The 18,116-nt window shown below is 63.1% G+C and carries 17 protein-coding genes; 4 read left to right on the top strand and 13 right to left on the bottom strand.

Annotated elements, in window-relative coordinates; all coding sequences use genetic code 11:
* Positions 1-219: 219 nt before the first annotated feature.
* The 12 genes from G3480_RS11140 to G3480_RS11195 form a co-directional block, all read right to left on the bottom strand.
* Complete coding sequence (locus G3480_RS11140) at positions 220-1,515, bottom strand: adenylosuccinate synthase (protein WP_164653966.1); 1,296 nt, start codon at positions 1,513-1,515, stop codon at positions 220-222.
* Between the two features lie 28 nt (positions 1,516-1,543).
* Entirely contained in the window at positions 1,544-2,731 is a 1,188-nt protein-coding gene (locus tag G3480_RS11145; protein WP_164653967.1) for an ATP phosphoribosyltransferase regulatory subunit, read from the bottom strand.
* A gap of 9 nt (positions 2,732-2,740) precedes the next feature.
* Positions 2,741-2,923: a DUF2065 family protein gene (locus tag G3480_RS11150; RefSeq protein ID WP_164653968.1), complete on the bottom strand. Its 183-nt coding sequence runs from the start codon at positions 2,921-2,923 to the stop codon at positions 2,741-2,743.
* A gap of 191 nt (positions 2,924-3,114) precedes the next feature.
* Positions 3,115-3,996, bottom strand: a complete 882-nt coding sequence (gene hflC, locus G3480_RS11155; RefSeq protein ID WP_164653969.1) for a protease modulator HflC — start codon at positions 3,994-3,996, stop codon at positions 3,115-3,117.
* Positions 3,996-5,168 (bottom strand): FtsH protease activity modulator HflK, encoded by a 1,173-nt coding sequence (hflK, locus tag G3480_RS11160; protein ID WP_164653970.1) that lies wholly within the window; start codon positions 5,166-5,168, stop codon positions 3,996-3,998. The genes hflC and hflK overlap by 1 nt, the downstream gene beginning before the upstream one ends.
* Before the next feature lie 260 nt (positions 5,169-5,428).
* Positions 5,429-6,766 (bottom strand): ribosome rescue GTPase HflX, encoded by a 1,338-nt coding sequence (gene hflX / locus G3480_RS11165; protein WP_164653983.1) that lies wholly within the window; start codon positions 6,764-6,766, stop codon positions 5,429-5,431.
* A gap of 20 nt (positions 6,767-6,786) precedes the next feature.
* Positions 6,787-7,041: an RNA chaperone Hfq gene (gene hfq, locus G3480_RS11170; protein WP_164653971.1), complete on the bottom strand. Its 255-nt coding sequence runs from the start codon at positions 7,039-7,041 to the stop codon at positions 6,787-6,789.
* A 438-nt stretch (positions 7,042-7,479) separates the two neighbouring features.
* Positions 7,480-8,421: a tRNA (adenosine(37)-N6)-dimethylallyltransferase MiaA gene (gene miaA / locus G3480_RS11175; protein ID WP_240905756.1), complete on the bottom strand. Its 942-nt coding sequence runs from the start codon at positions 8,419-8,421 to the stop codon at positions 7,480-7,482.
* Between the two features lie 64 nt (positions 8,422-8,485).
* Positions 8,486-10,345 carry a DNA mismatch repair endonuclease MutL gene (mutL, locus tag G3480_RS11180; RefSeq protein ID WP_164653973.1) on the bottom strand — a complete coding sequence of 620 codons (1,860 nt, stop codon included), beginning with the start codon at positions 10,343-10,345 and terminating at the stop codon, positions 8,486-8,488.
* A gap of 140 nt (positions 10,346-10,485) precedes the next feature.
* Positions 10,486-11,886 (bottom strand): N-acetylmuramoyl-L-alanine amidase, encoded by a 1,401-nt coding sequence (locus tag G3480_RS11185; protein WP_164653974.1) that lies wholly within the window; start codon positions 11,884-11,886, stop codon positions 10,486-10,488.
* A 161-nt stretch (positions 11,887-12,047) separates the two neighbouring features.
* Entirely contained in the window at positions 12,048-12,509 is a 462-nt protein-coding gene (tsaE, locus tag G3480_RS11190; RefSeq protein WP_164653975.1) for a tRNA (adenosine(37)-N6)-threonylcarbamoyltransferase complex ATPase subunit type 1 TsaE, read from the bottom strand.
* Positions 12,509-14,008 carry an NAD(P)H-hydrate dehydratase gene (locus G3480_RS11195; protein ID WP_240905753.1) on the bottom strand — a complete coding sequence of 500 codons (1,500 nt, stop codon included), beginning with the start codon at positions 14,006-14,008 and terminating at the stop codon, positions 12,509-12,511. Before G3480_RS11195 ends, tsaE begins: the two co-directional genes overlap by 1 nt.
* An 88-nt stretch (positions 14,009-14,096) precedes the next feature.
* On the opposite strand from G3480_RS11195, the gene queG reads away from it, so the two are divergent.
* On the top strand, positions 14,097-15,182 hold the full coding sequence (gene queG, locus G3480_RS11200; protein ID WP_164653977.1) for a tRNA epoxyqueuosine(34) reductase QueG: 1,086 nt from the start codon (positions 14,097-14,099) through the stop codon (positions 15,180-15,182).
* A 247-nt stretch (positions 15,183-15,429) separates the two neighbouring features.
* Here the strand turns inward: queG and orn are convergent, their stop codons facing one another.
* The gene (orn, locus tag G3480_RS11205) at positions 15,430-15,978 is read right to left on the bottom strand and encodes an oligoribonuclease (protein WP_164653978.1); all 549 of its coding nucleotides are present in this window, start codon (positions 15,976-15,978) and stop codon (positions 15,430-15,432) included.
* Positions 15,979-16,109: 131 nt separating this feature from the next.
* Between orn and G3480_RS11210 the strand changes: the two genes are divergently transcribed.
* The 3 genes from G3480_RS11210 to G3480_RS11220 all read left to right on the top strand — a co-directional run bounded on the left by G3480_RS11210 (position 16,110) and on the right by G3480_RS11220 (position 17,960).
* Positions 16,110-16,400 carry a c-type cytochrome gene (locus G3480_RS11210; RefSeq protein ID WP_164653979.1) on the top strand — a complete coding sequence of 97 codons (291 nt, stop codon included), beginning with the start codon at positions 16,110-16,112 and terminating at the stop codon, positions 16,398-16,400.
* Between the two features lie 4 nt (positions 16,401-16,404).
* The gene (rsgA, locus tag G3480_RS11215; RefSeq protein WP_164653980.1) at positions 16,405-17,400 is read left to right on the top strand and encodes a ribosome small subunit-dependent GTPase A; all 996 of its coding nucleotides are present in this window, start codon (positions 16,405-16,407) and stop codon (positions 17,398-17,400) included.
* A gap of 95 nt (positions 17,401-17,495) precedes the next feature.
* Complete coding sequence (locus G3480_RS11220; RefSeq protein WP_164653981.1) at positions 17,496-17,960, top strand: EVE domain-containing protein; 465 nt, start codon at positions 17,496-17,498, stop codon at positions 17,958-17,960.
* Positions 17,961-18,116 lie beyond the last annotated feature (156 nt).

Below are 18,116 nucleotides of genomic sequence, written 5' to 3' on the forward strand. Positions count from 1 at the left end.
GTCCAGCTGCTGGCCATCCTTGCGTAGTCAGGGCTTCCAGCCCTGATTCTGTCAGGCCAAGATGGCCTGACGACGCATGCGTTGGCCGACTTGGGCGAAGGGATGATCGAGGCCCGGGAAGCGATGTCGATCAACACAGAAGTCGCCTAGTCGCCGCCGGAAGCGGCTTTGACACGCCTTTGGCGCACCTATCCCTGTGCGCCGACAACAGGGAAGCAGCTAAACGTCGAAAGGATGACGACGAATCAAGGTCTCGAGACGATCTGGCCCGGTCGAAACCAGATCGATCGGCAGACCACTGAGTTTCTCGATCCTTTCTAGGTAAGCGCGTGCATTGGCAGGCAAATCCTCCATGGAGGCAGCTCCGACGGTGGACTCCTGCCAGCCGGGGCACTCGATGTACTGAGGCTTGCAGCGCTCGAAGGCATCGGCGCCAACGGGCGGAGCGGTCAGCTCGTCACCGTCCATGTCATAGCTGGTACAGATCTTAATTGTCTCCATGCCATCCAAGACATCCAATTTGGTGATGCAGATGCCGGTAACGCTGTTGATGGCGAAGGAGCGCTTGAGCGCGACCATGTCCAGCCAGCCGCAGCGACGCTTGCGGCCGGTCGTCGCGCCGAACTCGTTGCCCCGCTCGCCGAGACGATTGCCAACGGCGTCCTGCAGCTCCGTCGGGAAAGGCCCAGCGCCAACACGAGTCGTATATGCCTTGACGATACCAAGGATATAGTCCAGATCGCGCGGACCGACCCCGCTGCCGCAAGCCGCACCGCCGGCCGTGGTGTTCGAGGAGGTCACGTAGGGATAGGTGCCATGATCGATATCGAGAAGCGCGCCTTGCGCACCTTCGAAGAGGACGTCCTTGCCCTGAGCCCGCAGCTCATGCAGCAAGCCGGGAACGTCCACAACCAAGGGACGCAGCGCCTCGGCATGTGCCAAGGCCTGATCGAGCACGGCCGCGTAGTCGACGGTATCGGTCTTGAAGTAGTGCTCGAGCGCAAAGTTGTGATAGTCCAAGACCTCGCGCAGACGCTCCTTGAAGTGCTCGGCGTCCAGCAGTTCGCCCAGCCTGATGCCGCGCCGCGAGGTCTTATCCTCGTAAGCAGGGCCAATCCCACGGCCGGTCGTGCCGATGGCCTTGGAGCCACGCGCGCGCTCGCGCGCCTGATCCAGCGCAATGTGATAAGGCAGGATCAAGGGACAGGCGGCGCTGATCCCCAAACGCTCACGCGCGGGGACGCCGGCCTTCTCCAGCATATCCAGTTCCTCGAAGAGGGCCTCTGGCGAGAGCACGACGCCATTGCCAATGAGGCAGCGCACCCCGTCGCGTAGAATTCCCGAGGGGACCAAATGCAGCACGGTCTTGGTACCGTCGATGACCAGGGTATGGCCCGCGTTGTGGCCACCTTGGAAGCGCACCACCGCGGCTGCGCGGTCAGTCAGCAGGTCGACGACCTTACCCTTACCCTCATCGCCCCATTGGGCTCCGATTACGACGACGTTGTTGCCCATCAATCAGGTTTCCTAGTTCAGTGTCTATTCAGTCGATGTTCTCAAGCTCCCAGCGCCCGTCCCGCTCCACCAGCGCCTGCTGGCAGCCGAGCTGGCCTGGGTCTTGGTCGAGTCCGGGGAGCGCATTGATCACGCGTCGACCTGCGGTGCGCAGCTGCTCGACGGCCTCGCGCAGCGAGGGATCGGCCGACCAGGGCGCGTAGACCGCTGTGCTGCTGTGGTAGCGCTCCTCAAGCCCAGAGCAGTGACGCAAGAGCCCCTTCAGATCGGTGCTAAAGCCAACAGCGGGACGCGCGCGACCGAAAACTTGGCCGATATCGTCGTAGCGACCACCACGGGCAATCTCCAATCCCCAGTCAGGAACGAATGCAGCGAAGACGACCCCCGTCTTGTAGCGGTAGCCGCGTAGCTCGGCCAGATCGTAGTGAAAGGAGTGCTCGGGCAGCCAGCGGCCAAGCTCGTCCGCGAGCGCATGGAGGTAATCGAGCGCCTCCCGCACCTGGGCGTCCGCCCCACGCAGCAGCGTGTCCGCCTGCTTCAGGGCGTCCGCGCCGTTGAGTTCGGCAAGCGCCCGCAGCATGTCGGCGGGCGCACCCGTGATCCCAAAGCCGTCGATCAATGCCTCGATCTCGGGGAGCGCCTTCCGCTGCAGGGCGCCGAAAAGCGCGTGCTCCTGTGCGGCATCGAGCCTCGCCTGCCGTGCCAAGCCGCGATAGATCCCGACATGACCCAAATCGAGATAGCACTCGCCGATGCCGGCGGTCTGCAAGGTCAAGAGGGTCAAGCGCAGAATCTCGGTATCGCTCTCGATTCCCGAGTGACCGTAGATCTCCGCTCCGATCTGCAGCGGACTGCGGCTGCCGCCGAAACCGTCAGGCATGGTGTGCAGCACCGTCCCGAGATAACAGAGCCGCGTTGCCGTCTCCCGCCTGAGATGATGCGCGTCCATCCGCGCCACTTGCGGCGTCATGTCCGCGCGCACACCCAGCAGCTTGCCGGAGAGCTGATCCGTCAGTTTAAAGGTCTGGAGGTCGAGATCCTGACCGGTGCCGGTGAGCAGGGAATCCAGATAGTCGATGAACGGGGGAATGACCATCTCATAGCCCCAGCTCGCGTAGAGGTCGAGCAATTCGCGCCTCAGGGACTCGATCACCCGAGCTTGTGGAGGCAGCACCTCTTCGATGCCGGCTGGTAACAGCCACCGTTCCTCATTCATGGATATTCTTCAATTAACGAGATAGAGCAGGCCGACGCCGAGGAGCATGCTGAGCAAGCCACCGATTCTGAGTGGCCGCTCGCCCTCGAGCGCCATCATCGCGAGGATGCGACGGAAGGTGCCGGGGCTGAGAAAGGGCCAAATACCCTCGATGACGAGCATGAGCGCAAAGGCAACTAAGATATCGTTCACGATTTAGCGCAAGTCCAGACGGGTGATCGATCACGAGTCCCGATGCATCAAGGCGCAGACAGCCAAAGCGCGCTATCTTTTCAAACCGCAGTCGCTTTGTCCAACCAATAGCATCGCCCCACAACGAAAAATCCCCTAACGGGGATTCTTCGTCGGTCCAACTGAGCGAGATGTGCTCGGAAGACGTTGATTTAGGGCTGACCGCTGGCCTCGCGGAAGAATCGGAAGAACTCCGAATCAGGCTCGAGGACCATCATGTTGCCGCCCTCGCCCAGCGCGGTTCGATAGGCCTCGAGACTGCGGTAGAAGGCATAGAAACGGGGATCCTGGTTGTAAGCCTTGGCGTAGACCTCGGCCGATTTGGCGTCGCCTTCACCCCGAATCTCCTCCGACTCCTTATAGGCCTCGGCGATGATCACCGTGCGCTGACGATCCGCATCGGCACGAATCCGTTCCGCGGCCTCACCACCCTTGGCCCGCAGATCTCTCGCCACGCGCTCACGCTCGGCACGCATACGCTGATAGACGGATTCACTGACCTCGGGCGGCAGATCGATCTGCTTGACCCGCACGTCGATGACCTCGACGCCCAGGTCGCCTGCATTGGCGTTGACCTCCTTGGTCAGCAGCTCCATGAGGGCAAGGCGGTCATCCGTCACCACTTCTTGAATGGTCCGCTTACCGAACTCGTCACGCAGGCTGGTATTGATCCGCTCCGAGAGCAGGCGACTGGTCCGCGCGCTATTGCCCCCGGTGGAGCGCAAGAACTGAGCGGGACGCGCGATCCGCCACTTGGCGTAGGAGTCCACGATCACGTCCTTCTTCTCGACCGTCAAAAAGCGCTCCGGCTGAGAATCCAAGGTCTGGAGACGGCGGTCGAATTTCTTGATCTGGTTGAGCACCGGCACCCGGAAGTGAATCCCTGGATCGTACTGATCCGCCACGATCTCACCGAGACGGAGCTTCAGCGCAACCTCGTACTCTTGAACGGTAAAGGTGAATGCCGAGAAGAAGACGACAACGACCGCCAGGCCGATGGGTAACAGCGTCTTAATCAAAGTTGATCGATTCATCAGCGCGACCCCCGTTGACGATCAACCGCGCGACGCGCCGGACTCTGGTCAGGAGGCGTCACCATGGTCGTGCTTGGGGTCGACGGCGACCGCATGCTCTCGGATTGGGTCTCTTTATGCTGCTTCATGAGTTGATCGATTGGGAGGTAGAGCAGGCTGTTGCCACCTTCCTGAACGTCCAGGATGACCTTGCCGTTCTTGCTGAGCACGTCTTCCATGGTCTCCAGGTAGAGACGCTGCCCTGTCACCTCGGGGGCCTTGGTGTACTCACCGAGTATCGCCGTGAAGCGCGAGGCCTCACCTTCAGACTCGGCGATGACCTGGTCGCGATAAGCCTTGGCGTCCGCCGTGATGCGCGCGGCTTTACCGCGAGCGTTCGGAAGCACCTCGTTCGCGTATGCCTCGGCCTGGTTCTCCAGTCGCTCCTTATCCTCGCGCGCCTTGATGGCGTCATCGAAGGCGGCCTTGACCTGCTCGGGCGGCTTGGCTGGCTGCATGTTGACGCTCGTCGCCAGAAGCCCTGTCTTGTAGCGGTCCAGCAGCTTCTGGATGCGCTCCTTGATGGTGACGGCAACAGCGCCACGGCCTTCGGTCATGACAAAGTCCAACTTGCTTTGTCCGATCACGACACGAACCACGGTGACGGTCGCGTCGTTGAGCGTCCGCTCCGGATCTTGATCCTGGAACAGATAGTCGGCGGCGTCTTGGATGCGCGACTGCACCGTCAGCTCGACTTCCACGATGTTCTCATCCTGGGTGAGCATGGCGGCCTTGTGCGTCACGGTCGAGATCTCGTCGACGTTGACCTTGATGACGCGCTCGATCGGCATCGGCAGGTGCCAGTGCGGACCTGGACCCGTCGTATCAACGTAGCGGCCGAAGCGCATCACGACGCCACGCTCCGCAGGCTCGACGATGTAAATGCCGGTAGCCATCCAGATGACCAACAGGATGCCCACGATGACACCCACGACCTTGGTGCTGAGCTGCCCGCCGCCGCCAAAACCGCCGCCTCCGGACCCACTGCCCGGGGGCTTCTTGCCTCCGAAGAGCCCACCAAGACGCTCTTGGAGCTTGCGCACGACCTCGTCGAGGTCTGGCGGCCCTTCTTCACCGCCGCCTTTCCCACTCCAAGGGTCTTTGTTACCGCCACCTGGCTCGTTCCAGGCCATAGCTTCTCCGTCTGTCTGGTGAAATTCAGTAGTGGTTCGTCGAACCGACTCGACTTGACTCTACAAAAGCACTTCGTCGGTCGGATCGCGAAAAAAGCGCCGGCGTCATCGCCGCGCATGCACGGCGCAGACTCTGCCGACCTAGATCGAGGATATCAAGCTCAGATGGGACAAAAGCAAGTGATGTGGATCGATCGATTGTCGGGATTGTAAGTGAGGCATGCAGCGCGGGCAAACGCACCGCCCCCTGCGCCACGCGCCTAGACAGCCGATACGCCGTCCGCAAGCCTGCCCTCAAGCTGAGGCTCACGCGCCAGGAGTCGCTCGAAATCGACACGCCCCAGCGTGAAATCCATGTCCCAACCACCCTCCTCCGTCGGCTGATCCGCCAGGATTTGGGCGTGCTCATGGAGCCAGGCACGCAGTCGACCGTCAGCCGGTTCGAGGCGAACACGATGCTGCACGCGCTCACCACCGGTCAGCTCTGCCACGGCTTGCAGCAGCAGATCGATACCCGCCCCCGTCTGCGCCGAAAGCCAGACCCGTGTTGGTCGACCATCATCGCCGCGATCCAGACGCGGACCTTGGTCATCCATGAGGTCGATCTTGTTGATCACTTCGAGACGCGGGAGTTCAATGCTGCCGATCTCCGTGAGCACCACCTCCACATCGCCGATCAAGCGGTTGCGGTTGCTCGCGGCGCCATCGATGACGTGGAGCAGCAGTGAGGCGGTCCGCGTCTCCTCGAGCGTCGCGCGGAAGGCCGCGACCAGCTCATGCGGCAAGTCGCTCACGAAGCCGACGGTGTCGGCCATCAAGACAGAGGCTGCGGTGGGCAGCTCAAGACGCCGCAGCGTCGGGTCCAAGGTTGCGAACAGCTGGTCGGCCTGGAGCACACCGGCCTTGGTCAGCTGATTGAACAAGGTCGATTTGCCGGCGTTGGTATAGCCCACGAGGGAGACGATCGGCAGCTCCGCTTTCGCCCGCGCCTTGCGTCCCTGGGCACGCTGCCGCTCGATCCGCTCGAGACGACGCTCGAGCATGGCAACACGCTTACCCAGCAGACGTCGGTCAGTCTCTAACTGAGTCTCGCCAGGACCGCGCAGACCGATACCGCCTTTTTGTCGCTCTAAGTGCGTCCAGCCCCGGACGAGCCGAGTGGAGAGATGCCTGAGTTGCGCCAGCTCGACCTGCAGCTTGCCCTCGAACGAGCGGGCGCGCTGCGCGAAGATGTCGAGAATCAGCCCGGCTCGATCGACCACCCGGCACTGCACCAGCCGCTCGAGATTCCGCTCCTGCGCGGGAGAAAGCGGGTGATTGAAGATGACCAGCTCGGCACCCGTCCCCAGGACAAGGTCCTTGAGTTCCTCGGCCTTCCCAGTGCCGACGTAGAAGCGCGGATCCGGCACCGCACGGGTGCCGCCCAGCTCACCCACGACTTCGGCACCTGCAGCCTCAGCAAGCAGCCTCAGCTCGTTACGCTCGTCCTGCTCCGCAACGCCGCCGATGTCCAGATGAACCAGAATCGCCAGCTCGCCAGCTTCGGGCCGCTCGTGAACGAGCGTCGCCGCCTTTGTCGCCCCCCGATCTTGGGTCAGCGCGGGTCCTGGGTCGGCGCTCAACTATTCCCAGGCTCCGGCTGGGTGGGCTCGGTCGTCGGCAGTTTGACGTTGCGCGCGGGCACGACTGTCGAGATGGCGTGCTTATAGATCATCTGGCTCACGTTGTTCTTGAGTAAGACGACGAATTGATCGAAAGACTCGATCTGACCTTGCAGCTTGATGCCATTGACCAGAAATATCGAGACTGGCACCCGCTCTTTGCGCAGGGCGTTGAGGAAGGGATCTTGTAGGCTTTGCCCCTTGGAAGACATGCTTTGGCTCCTTATTGTTTTCGTTGAATACAGCGATGCCCGGCTCAAAACCACAGCGACCCTCCGGGCTAGAGGACGCGCCAAAATCGGACGGGCTGCAGCCAGGACGGGCAAACCCTCCGGAGGAGACTTCGAGCAGCGCTCTCGCCCCCTCAAGTCAAACCCGGTTCTTGCTCCTGTACCAATGGGTACTTCCACCCCTCGGAGTCAGATCGCTCCTCGAAGGAGTGGCAAAACCGGTCGATTGCAACATGTGACCTCGACACCCTAAGAAAGTGTCCATCAATTGTTTCCCGATGCGAGCGATGCCGCCCGAAATCCCCCCTAGCCCCCCCTTTGCGAAAGGGGGGAAGTTGTTGATGAGCACTTTCTAAGTCGAGACCTCAGGCCGCTATAGTGTCTTAGAAACACGACTGCCGCACCATCAATTTGAATCCGCTATGAGCACTGCACCGCAATTCCCGCCAGCATGCCCCGACCCAACACCGCCTGCTCGATCAGAACCTTAGCGGCTTCGAAGGGTGCTGACTCGTCACTGAGGCAGTGGCAGCCGGACTCAGCTCTCAGCCAAGTCAATTGTCGTTTCGCAAGCTGCCGAGAGGCAACGATTCCGCGCTGCAACATTTCTTCCCAGTTGTAAGCGCCCAAGAGATATTTCAAGGCCTGGCGATAGCCGACGCAGCGCATGGATGGCAGCTCCGGGTCCAGGTCGCCACGCGCCCAGAGCGCACGCACCTCCTCGATCAGGCCCTGCTCAACCATGGAGCGAAAACGCCGCTCGATCCGGGCATGCAGGATGCTGCGCTCCCGCGGCGCCCGCGCGAGCTTGAGCAGGCGATAGGGCAGCACGCTGGTCTCAGCGTCCGCGATCAGGGCGCTCATCGGACGCCCCGTGAGTTCGAGCACTTCCAGGGCGCGCTGGATACGCTGCGGGTCGTTGGGATGAATCTGAGCCGCCGAGGTCGGATCGGCGCGCGCCAGTCTGGCGTGGAGTGCGCCCCAGCCGACACGCTCTGCCTCGGCGCTCAGCGCATCACGCAGCTGAGGGTCGGCACTCGGCAGAACCGCCAGTCCCTGCTGCAAGGCGCGGAAATAGAGCATGGTGCCGCCAACCAGGAGGGGAATGCGTCCGCGACTCTGAATCTCAGCCATCGCCGCCAAGGCGTCCTCGCGAAACCGAGCCGTCGAATAGGATTCGATGGGATCCAGGATGTCGATGAGCCGATGGGGCGCACGCGCCAGCACCTCTGGCCCTGGCTTGGCGGTGCCGATATCCATCCCGCGATAGATCATGGCCGAGTCGACGCTGATGATGTCGCAGGGGAGATGCTCGACCAGCTCGACGGCCAAGTCGGTCTTGCCGGAGGCGGTCGGCCCCATGAGCAGGATGGCCAATGGCCGATCGTCAACAGCATCGGTTCCAAGAGGCGAATCAGCCGCCATGCTAGCGGCCCCGAGAGAACATGCGGTCCAGCTCCTCATGGGTGAGCTTGATCCAGGTCGGACGACCGTGGTTGCACTGGTCGATGCGCTCCGTTCGCTCCATGTCGCGGAGCAATGCGTTCATCTCTTCCAGGGTGAGCCGCCGGTTGGCACGCACGGCACCATGGCAGGCCATGGTGGCGAGCACACCGTTGATCGCCTCCTCGAGCCGCTCGCTGCGCCCATACTCGGCCAGATCTGACAGCAGATCGCGCACCAGGCGATCGAAATCAGCCTCTTTCAGAATCGCCGGCACCTCCCTCACCACCAGGCTTCCCGTATCGATCCGATCCAGCCGCAAGCCCAGCCGCCCCAGACTCTCGGCGTGGCCATCGATCAGCTCGGCCTCCCGCGGACTCACCTGCACGGTCATGGGCACCAAGAGCGGCTGAGGCACGACTTGCCCACGACTCCAGGCCGCCTTGAGCCGCTCGTAGCCAATGCGCTCATGCGCGGCATGGATGTCGACGAGAATCAGCCCGTCTGGTGCCTGAGCCAGCAGGTAGACACCGTTGAGCTGCGCCAAGGCGTAGCCCATCGCAGCCCCTTGCTCCAGGTCTGCAGGCGGAGCCGGCGGCATCGCCCCTGGAGCGGCTCCTCCACTCGCCGGCTGCTGAAAGCTGAGCGAAGCCTGGTAGGCCCGTCGATTTTCTCCGACGCCAAGGCTTCCCGAGAACCTCGCACCCGCGCCTCGCGTGGGGGGCTCAGTGCCGCCGTCTTCATCGCTCGGCAGGGACAGCGAAGACGCAACCCCGGGCTGGTCGAGTTCGCCCTGCTCCGCGGCCAGGGCACCGCGCGAGAGTCGACGGTGCAGCGCGCTGAAGATGAAATCGTGAACCTGGCGCGACTCGCGAAACCTGACCTCGTGCTTGGCCGGATGGACGTTGACGTCGACGAGGCGCGGCGGCAGCTCGAGGAAGAGGACATAGGCGGGATGTCGCCCGTGGTGCAGGACATCGCTGAAGGCCTGGCGGATGGCATGGGTGAGCAGTTTGTCACGCACCGCGCGGCCGTTGACGTAGAAAAACTGCTGATCGGCCTGGCTGCGCGAGAACGCCGGCCGCATCACCCAGCCGTGCAGACGCAGGTCCACCGCAGCCTCATCCACCGTGAGCGCCTTCTCCGCAAAGCCCTTGCCGAGCAGCCGATCGAGGCGCGCTGCCGCGCCGGCCGGATCATTCTCGGCGGACGGCAAGCTCTGGAGCACCCGACCGTTGTGCTTGAGCGACATGCCGACATCGGGCCGCGCCAGCGCGATACGCCGGAAGACTTGCTCGATGTGGTCCAGCTCCGTGCGCTCCGTGCGCAGGAACTTGCGCCGAGCCGGCGTGTTGAAGAAGAGATCGCAGACATCCACGCTGCTTCCTTCCGGGTGCGGCGCCGGGCGCGGACCCTGTAGCTCACCGTCGATACCGACCGAGACTTCCCAGCCGGACGTGCTGGCCTCGCAAGCGCCTGGGTCATGGGCCCGCCGCGCGCGCGAGGTCAATGTGAGCCGGCTCACGGATGCGATGCTCGGCAAGGCCTCGCCACGGAAGCCGAGGCTGGCCACGGCGTCGAGGTCCCGCAGCTGCGCTAGCTTACTGGTCGCGTGCCGTGAGAGTGCGAGCGGCAGTTCATCACGCGGAATGCCGCAGCCGTCGTCTCGCACACGCAAGCGCTTGACGCCGCCCTGCTCGACATCGATCTCGATCCGACGGCAGCCCGCGTCCAAACTGTTCTCAATCAGCTCCTTGAGCACGGACGCCGGTCGCTCCACCACCTCACCGGCGGCGATCTGGTTGACGAGATGGTCGGGCAGGACGCGAATCGGCTTGGGCATAACCGGTAATCAAAACAAAAGCATGGCGCTGCGGCAAGCGCCACCCGCAGTGCGGCGTCGCTCAATGAGCTGCGTCGCGCCAGGGAGGTTGACTGCCGACGCATGGCGGCGCTGGACAGCGCCCGCCGACCTGGAATGGCTCAAGACCCGGTGGGAATGGAAAGGACCTGACCGACACGGATGTAATCACCATCTTCGAGGCCATTCTCGGCGCGCAGGGAGCGGATACTGACACGATAGCGCTGCGCGATCTCCGAAAGCGTATCCCCCTGACTGATCACGTACCTCAACCCACCAGAATCGACGGAGCCGACGGAGTCGACGGAGCCGGTCGAGATGCTGTCGAGACCGGCCTCGGCACTCGCACTCAGGTAGCCCTGCGGAGGATATTTCGCGAAGTAGGTCTTGATACCAGCCAGCACCGCCTTGGCGATGCGCTCCTGGTGCGCATTGGAGCGCAGACGCTGCTCTTCGCTGCGATTGCTGATGAAGGCCGTCTCGACCAGGATGGAGGGGATATCGGGGGATTTGAGGACGACAAAACCCGCCCGCTGAACACCGGGCCTGTGCACGTCCCCGACGCGCTTGAGATAACCCAGCACGGCGCCGGCCGCCTCGGTGCTGTGCTCGATGGTCGCATTCTGGGTCATGTCGAGCAGGACGGTCGCGAGCAGCTCATCGCTCAATGCCAGATCCACCCCGCCGATCAGGTCGGCGCTGTTCTCTCGGTCCGCCAGCCAGTTCGCCGCCTCGCTGCTGGCACCACCTTGCGAGAGGGTGTAGACGGACGAGCCATGCGCCTCAGGATTGTTGAAGGCGTCCGCGTGAATGGAGACAAAGAGATCGGCCTTGTACTCACGGGCTCGGCGGATGCGCTCGCGCAGCGAGACGTAGGTATCGCTGTCGCGAATCATGACGGCACGCATGCCGGATTCGCCTTTGATCAAGCGCTCCAGCTTTCGCGCGATCGCCAGCGTAATGTCCTTCTCGCGCGTCTTGCCCGGGCCAATGGCACCTGGATCTTCTCCGCCATGCCCCGCGTCGATGGCAACGATGGCGGTCCTGGCACGACTGGAGCGCGCGCGCATCGGGGATTCTGAGTGCTGGCTCACCTTGCGCGCCGTACCGCGCCCCCCTTGGGGCCGCAGCGCGTCGCTAACCGGCAAGAGTTCGACGATCAGCCGCTGCCCGCCTCCGCCGTCTCGGCTTGCGGGAAAGCTCTTGACCCGCACGGCATGCTTGACATCCACCACGACCCGAAGATCACCGCGATTGCGAACACCACTGCGCAGACCGATCAAGGTGGGATCGTCCGACCTCGCCTCCGGCAGCTTCCCGACGAGCCTGGCGTTCGGGATATCGATCACGACGCGGTCGGGGGAATCCAGGGTGAAGATGCGATGCGAGATGGCAGAGCTGGTATCGAGCACGACCCGGGTGCTACCCGAGTCCGTCGATACTCCGGCGCACTCGACCACCACCTGCGCCCCGACCGCGGGCAGAGAAATCAGTAGCAGAAGGAGTACAAACAGCCTATTCACGATTCGGCCCCATTGGCTGTGTTTGTGGCTAGCGTCTCCTTTAAGGTAGCACTTGGAGCACGCAAAATCCAAAACAAAGCCTTGTGGTTAGCCCTGGTTTCTCGACCGGATTCACGGAACTGTTGCGCACAAGAGACACCGCCCCTCAAATCACACCGCCGTCAATCCGGAAGATTCCTAAGACGGCCGAGCGCAGCCTCTCCCGCAGCTGTGCGGGCCGTCACAGTCAGGAGCCTTCCCTGGCCCTCATAGCGAATTTGGATCAAGAGATCCGGCTTCGGCAAGAACCCTAGTCCACGGCCAGGCCATTCCACGACCCAAAGGGCGTCCTGACCGAGCAGATCGCGCAGACCAAGGTAGTCCAGCTCCTCGGGGTCGCCGAGCCGGTAGAGGTCAAGGTGGTAGAGCGACAGACCAGTGAGCCTATAAGGCTCGATCAAGGTGTAGGTCGGGCTGCGCACCGGCCCCAGGTGGCCAAGTCCGTGAAGGAGTCCGCGTGTGAGCGTGGTCTTACCCGCCCCCAGATCGCCTTCGAGATAGAGCACAGAGGGCGCCCGGACGGCGCGCGCGAGCCTGGCGCCAAATGCCTGCTGAGACTCAGCACTCTCGAGCAAAACCTCCATCACATCCCCTCAATGCCGTTGGCGATTGGCCTCAAGGCCGCGATGATGTCGCTGGCAATGAGGCCCCGCTCGCCCTGCCTGGCCGCAAAGTCGCCTGCGGCGGCATGCAGACAAACCCCAGCCGTCGCCGCGGCATCCGCATCCATGCCCTGCCCGCGCAGCGCGGCCACCATGCCCGTGAGCACATCGCCGGATCCAGCGGTCGCCATACCCGGATTGCCATCGCTGCAGACCGCGGGCGGTCGCTGCGAGCCATCGTTGATCAGGGTCCCCGCCCCCTTGAGCACCGCCGTGCCGCCATAGCGCTCTTGGAGCACGCGCACGGCCTCAAGCCGATCTTGCTCGATCTCCCTAACCCCGACCTGCAGCAGCCGCGCGGCCTCGCCGGGGTGAGGCGTCAGGATCCAGTCCGGGCCGTAAACGGGCATCTCGGCCAAGAGGCTCAGGGCATCGGCATCAACGACGAGCGGCAGACCCAGATCTCGCACCTGAGCCCAGAGCTGGCGCCCCCAATCGTCCCGCCCGAGCCCCGGACCAATGGCGATCACATCAGCCCGCTCGACCAAGGGACCCAGCGCCTCGGGGCATTCGACAGCCGCAACCATCAGCTCGGGCCGGGTCAGATTCAGCCAGGCCGCGTGCTGTGGATGGGTCGCAAGGGTCACCAGGCCAGCCCCCGTGCGCAGCGCGGCCTCCCCCGCGAGACGCAGGGCACCGGACATGCCTGGCGCGCCGCCAATCAGCAGCACGTGACCGCAATCGCCCTTGTGCGCCACACGCGACCTGGGCGCCAGCGACGCGCGCTGTTGGTCCCAATCGACCCGACGCAGCGACAGGATCTCGCGCGAATACACCGTGGCTGGAATTTCTAGCGCACTGAAGTACAGGTCCCCGCGATGCTCTGGCCCAGCGCCGATGAAGAGCCCCTGCTTGAGCCCGATGAAACTGACGGTGGCGCTCGCCTTGACGGCAACGCCCAAGACGCGCCCAGTGTCGGAGTGCAGCCCAGAGGGCATATCCACCGCCAAAATGGGCGCGCGCTGACCATTGAGCGCCATTACGGCATCCGCCCATTGGGCCTCGACAGCGCGCTCGAGACCCCTGCCGAAGATGGCATCCACGTAGACATCCGTCTCACGCGGGAGTGCCGAGCAAGGCTCCACGGTGCCACCGGCGTTGCGATAGGCCATGCAGCTGACAGCCGCATCCCCGCGCAACCGTTCCGCATCGCCGAGCTGCAACAGGCGCACCGTGAGCCCCGCAGCCCGCGCCAGCCGCGCGATCACATAGCCGTCCCCGCCGTTGTTGCCCGTTCCCGTCAGGATGGTGAGCCGACGCGCCGCTGGCCAGCGATCGCGCAAGCAGCGAAAAGCGACGGCCCCGGCGCGATTCATCAGCTCGATTCCGGGGATATCGAAGTCCTCGATCGCGGTACGATCGAGGTTACGGACTTGCTCGGCGCGGTACAGCGCGTGTGGAAGCCGGTCAGTGTCCGGCATTGAACGCGTCATGAGCTGGGACACTCCCGAATCAGTTGAATGAAGACTCGGGCACAGTCGCCGAGACCTTTTTGAAAGTTGACTTAAGATGCATCCTGAACACTCGGGCGTCCAGCCCGAAACCGGCGACGACTTGGCGGAGCACATCAAGACCTGGGGCAAAGCCCTGGGTTTTCAGCAAGTCGGAATCACGGACACGCGTCTGCATGCCGCCGAATCGCGGCTTCGAGAATGGCTCGACGCCGGCCATCACGGCTCAATGGACTACATGGCCAGACACGGCACCAAGCGCTCACGGCCAGCCGAACTCGTGCCAGGCACCCTGACGGTCGTCTCCGCGCGCATGGACTATATGCCCGAGCATCTCGCCGAGGTGCGCCACGCACTGGACGACCCGAGCCAGGCCTTCGTCTCACGCTACGCCTTGGGGCGCGACTACCATAAGGTGCTCAGACGCCGCCTGCAGCACCTGGCCGAGCGCATCGCGGCACGGATCGGCCCCTTCGGCTACCGCGTCTTCGTCGACTCCGCCCCGGTCATGGAAAAGCCCCTCGCCGAGAAGGCGGGGCTGGGCTGGATCGGCAAGCACACCAATCTCATCCACCCGCGCGCGGGATCTTGGTTCTTTCTCGGCGAGCTCTATACGGACCTACCGCTCCCCGTCGACACGCCCACCGGAGACCATTGCGGCCGCTGCCATGCCTGCTTGGACGTCTGCCCGACAGAGGCGATCATCGCACCCTACCAGCTCGACGCGCGCCGCTGTATCTCCTACCTCACCATCGAGCACAAGGGGAGCATTCCCGAGGACCTCAGGCCACATCTCGGCAACCGCATCTATGGCTGCGATGATTGCCAGCTCGTCTGTCCCTGGAACCGTTTTGCCGGCTCGAGCCGGGAGGAGGATTTCCTGGCGCGCCACGGCCTAGACACGGCGACACTGATCGACCTCTTCTCCTGGGACGAAGCGACCTTCTTCCAACGCGCAGAGGGCTCCGCGATCCGCCGCCTTGGCCATGAGCGCTGGCTGCGCAACATCGCCGTGGCCCTGGGTAATGGACCCGCGACAACGCAAGCTGTCAGCGCGCTGAGATCGCGACACAGCCACCCCAGCCCTCTGGTGCGGGAGCACGTCGAATGGGCGCTGCAACGCTTGAGCGGATCGGGTCACTAAGAAAGCGTCCAGCAACAACTTCCCCCCTTCGCAAAGGGGGGCTAGGGGGATTTCAGGCGGCATCGCTCGCATCGAGAAACAATTGATGGACACTTTACTAAGGCGATTGCCGAACAAGGATGCAAAAAGGGGCGTTTCTGGACCTCAAGACTGCCGCCAATCGCCAGCAACAGCGGCGCTCGAATCACCCGAACGGCCGGAACCCTTCCAGCCCGAGTCCGAGCAACGGCTTGGGGCGCCGCCCAGCTCAACTGGTACGAATGAAGGTCGCCCGATAGTGGCGCAGCTCGTCGATCGACTCACGAATGTCGTCCAGCGCCTGGTGCTTGGACGCCTTCTTGAAGCCCGCAGCGACTTTCGGCGCCCAACGCTGCGCTAGAATCTTCAAGGTGCTCACGTCGAGATTGCGATAGTGACAATAGGCCTCAAGTCTTGGCATCCAGCGCGCCAGGAATCGGCGATCTTGGCAGATGCTGTTGCCACAAAGCGGCGAGAAGCCCTCCGGCACATAGCTCGAAATGAAATCCAGCGTCACGGCCTCGGCATCTGATTCGGCATGAAGGCTCCTGCTGACACGCTCGATCAACCCCGAACTCCCGTGATGCTCGCGGTTCCACTCATCCATACCAGCAAGGATCTCTTCTTCCTGACGAATCGCAATGACGGGCCCCTCTGCAACCAGTTGAAGATGGCTATCCGTGATGATGGTGGCAATCTCGAGGATCCGGTCCTGGAAAGGATCCAGTCCCGTCATTTCGAGATCGATCCAAATCAGGTTGCTCTCGCTCTTGCTCATGCTCTGCGGCTCCTTATGGCCCTGTCGCGGACTAGAATTGATGCACACCGAGTCTATCGCAGGCGAGCGAGGTGCGGGGCACCTCGCCTCAACGTAGAATGCACACAACCAACAGCGTTGGAGCTAAGACCATGAATACCAAGCCATCCTTTCGCATCGGCCTCATCACCCTCGTCGTCGCAGGCGCGACAACAAGCGCCCGCGCGGCCACTGATGACGTCGAAGCCATCTATCAGGAGCACTGCACCAAGTGCCATGGCAGCGAGGTCTACACCCGCGACGATCGCAAGGTGACCTCCTACGACGGGCTCGTTCGTCAGGTGCAGCGCTGCGAACTCTCTCTGCAGCTGACCTGGTTCGACGACGAGATCAAGAATGTCGCCGACTATCTGAACACCCGCTTCTATCACTTCAAGCCTTAGCCGCATGCCAAAACGTCGCCTCTCCGCACGCCAGATCGAACGCATTCGGACGATTCAAGAGCGACGCCGCGAGCGCCTCGCCTCCCGCCCCGAGCGCGCACTGGCCGAGCTGGACGCGGAGGTCGAGCCAGAGGAGGGCCGTGTCGTGGTGCGCCACGGCGCGAATCTGGCGGTGGAGGACAAAGAGGGGCACGTCGTGCATTGCCTCTGCCGCCAAAACATCGGACATCCAGTCTGCGGCGACCGCGTCGTCTGGCAGCGCACCGCAGACGGTCAGGGCGTGGTGACCGCAATCCTGGCTCGCACCAGTGTCCTGAGCCGCCCCGACTACAGCGGCCGCCCCAAGCCCCTGGCCGCAAATCTGACCCGCTTGGTCGTCCTCATTGCCCCGGAGCCCGAGCCAAGTGGCTATTTGGTAGACCAGTATCTGGTGGCCGCAGAGAGCATCGGGATCCAGGCCATGCTGGTCGGCAATAAGATGGACCTGCTCGACCCCGAACCGCGCCTAGCCTTTCAACGGCGCTTTGCTCACTATCCGACCATCGGCTATCCGACCTTCTGGATCAGCCTGCGCGAGCCGGACTCGGTGGCGGTGCTCTCCGCCGCCCTGGCTGGCGAGACAAGCGTCTTGGTCGGTCAGTCTGGCGTCGGCAAGTCGTCTCTGGTCAAGGCATTGCTGCCGGATCGCGAGATCCAGGTCGGACGCTTGTCAGAGGCCACCGGACTCGGCCGACATACCACCTCCGCCGCGAGCTGCTACCGCTTACCCAGTGGCGGCTCCTTGATCGACTCACCGGGCGTGCGTAGCTTTCGCCTCGGGGACATCAGCCGCGACGAACTCGAGCTGGGTTTCCGCGAGCTGCGGCCCTACGTCGGCAAGTGTCGCTTTAAGGATTGCCGACACGACCATGAGCCCGACTGCGCGGTGCGCCAGGCCGTCGCCGACGGCGCCATCGCGGCTGAGCGGCTGGCCAACTTCCAGCACTTGCTGGGCCGGTAAGAGATCGTTCGCATGCGGCCAGCCCGCCGTTCAATCGAGCCGATTCGACCGCTTCCTAGCCCGCACTTACCCTTCGTTCCAAGCAGGAGAGCGCCTTGGCCTACTGGCTGATGAAATCCGAGCCTGACGTCTTCGGCATCGATCACCTAGCGGAGCGCCCCGACCAGATCGAACCCTGGGATGGCGTTCGCAACTATCAGGCCCGCAACATGATGCGCGACCAAATGCGCCCGGGCGACGGGGTACTCTTCTATCACTCGAACTGCACCCTTCCTGGCGTCGTTGGCATCGCCGAGATCGCGACCCAGTCACGCCCCGACCCCACCGCCTTCGATCCCGAGGCCAAGTACTTCGATCCCAAAAGCGACCCTGACAATCCACGCTGGTATCTGGTCGATGTCCGCTATGTGCGCCACCTGAAACGGACGATCACCTTGGCGGAGCTGAAGGAGCACAGCGCCGATCTGCTCAAGGACATGCCTTTAGTCCGCAAGGGCAACCGGCTGTCGATCATGCCGGTCACCCCAGAGCAATGGAACTTCATCCTGAGCTTGGAGTAAGTTTGGAACCAACCGCAAACCAACACCTCCAAGGGCCGCAACTTTAAGAGGCTGTCTGAATATTGTGATCGCCCGAGCTGTAGATACTCTGTTCTGACGCAAGTCCGATTTGCCTCCTGTCCATCATTTTTTTCTATCGGCATCGTTGTCTCAGCG

The sequence above is a fragment of the Thiorhodococcus mannitoliphagus genome, assembly GCF_010915725.1.
Taxonomy (GTDB): domain Bacteria; phylum Pseudomonadota; class Gammaproteobacteria; order Chromatiales; family Chromatiaceae; genus Thiorhodococcus; species Thiorhodococcus mannitoliphagus.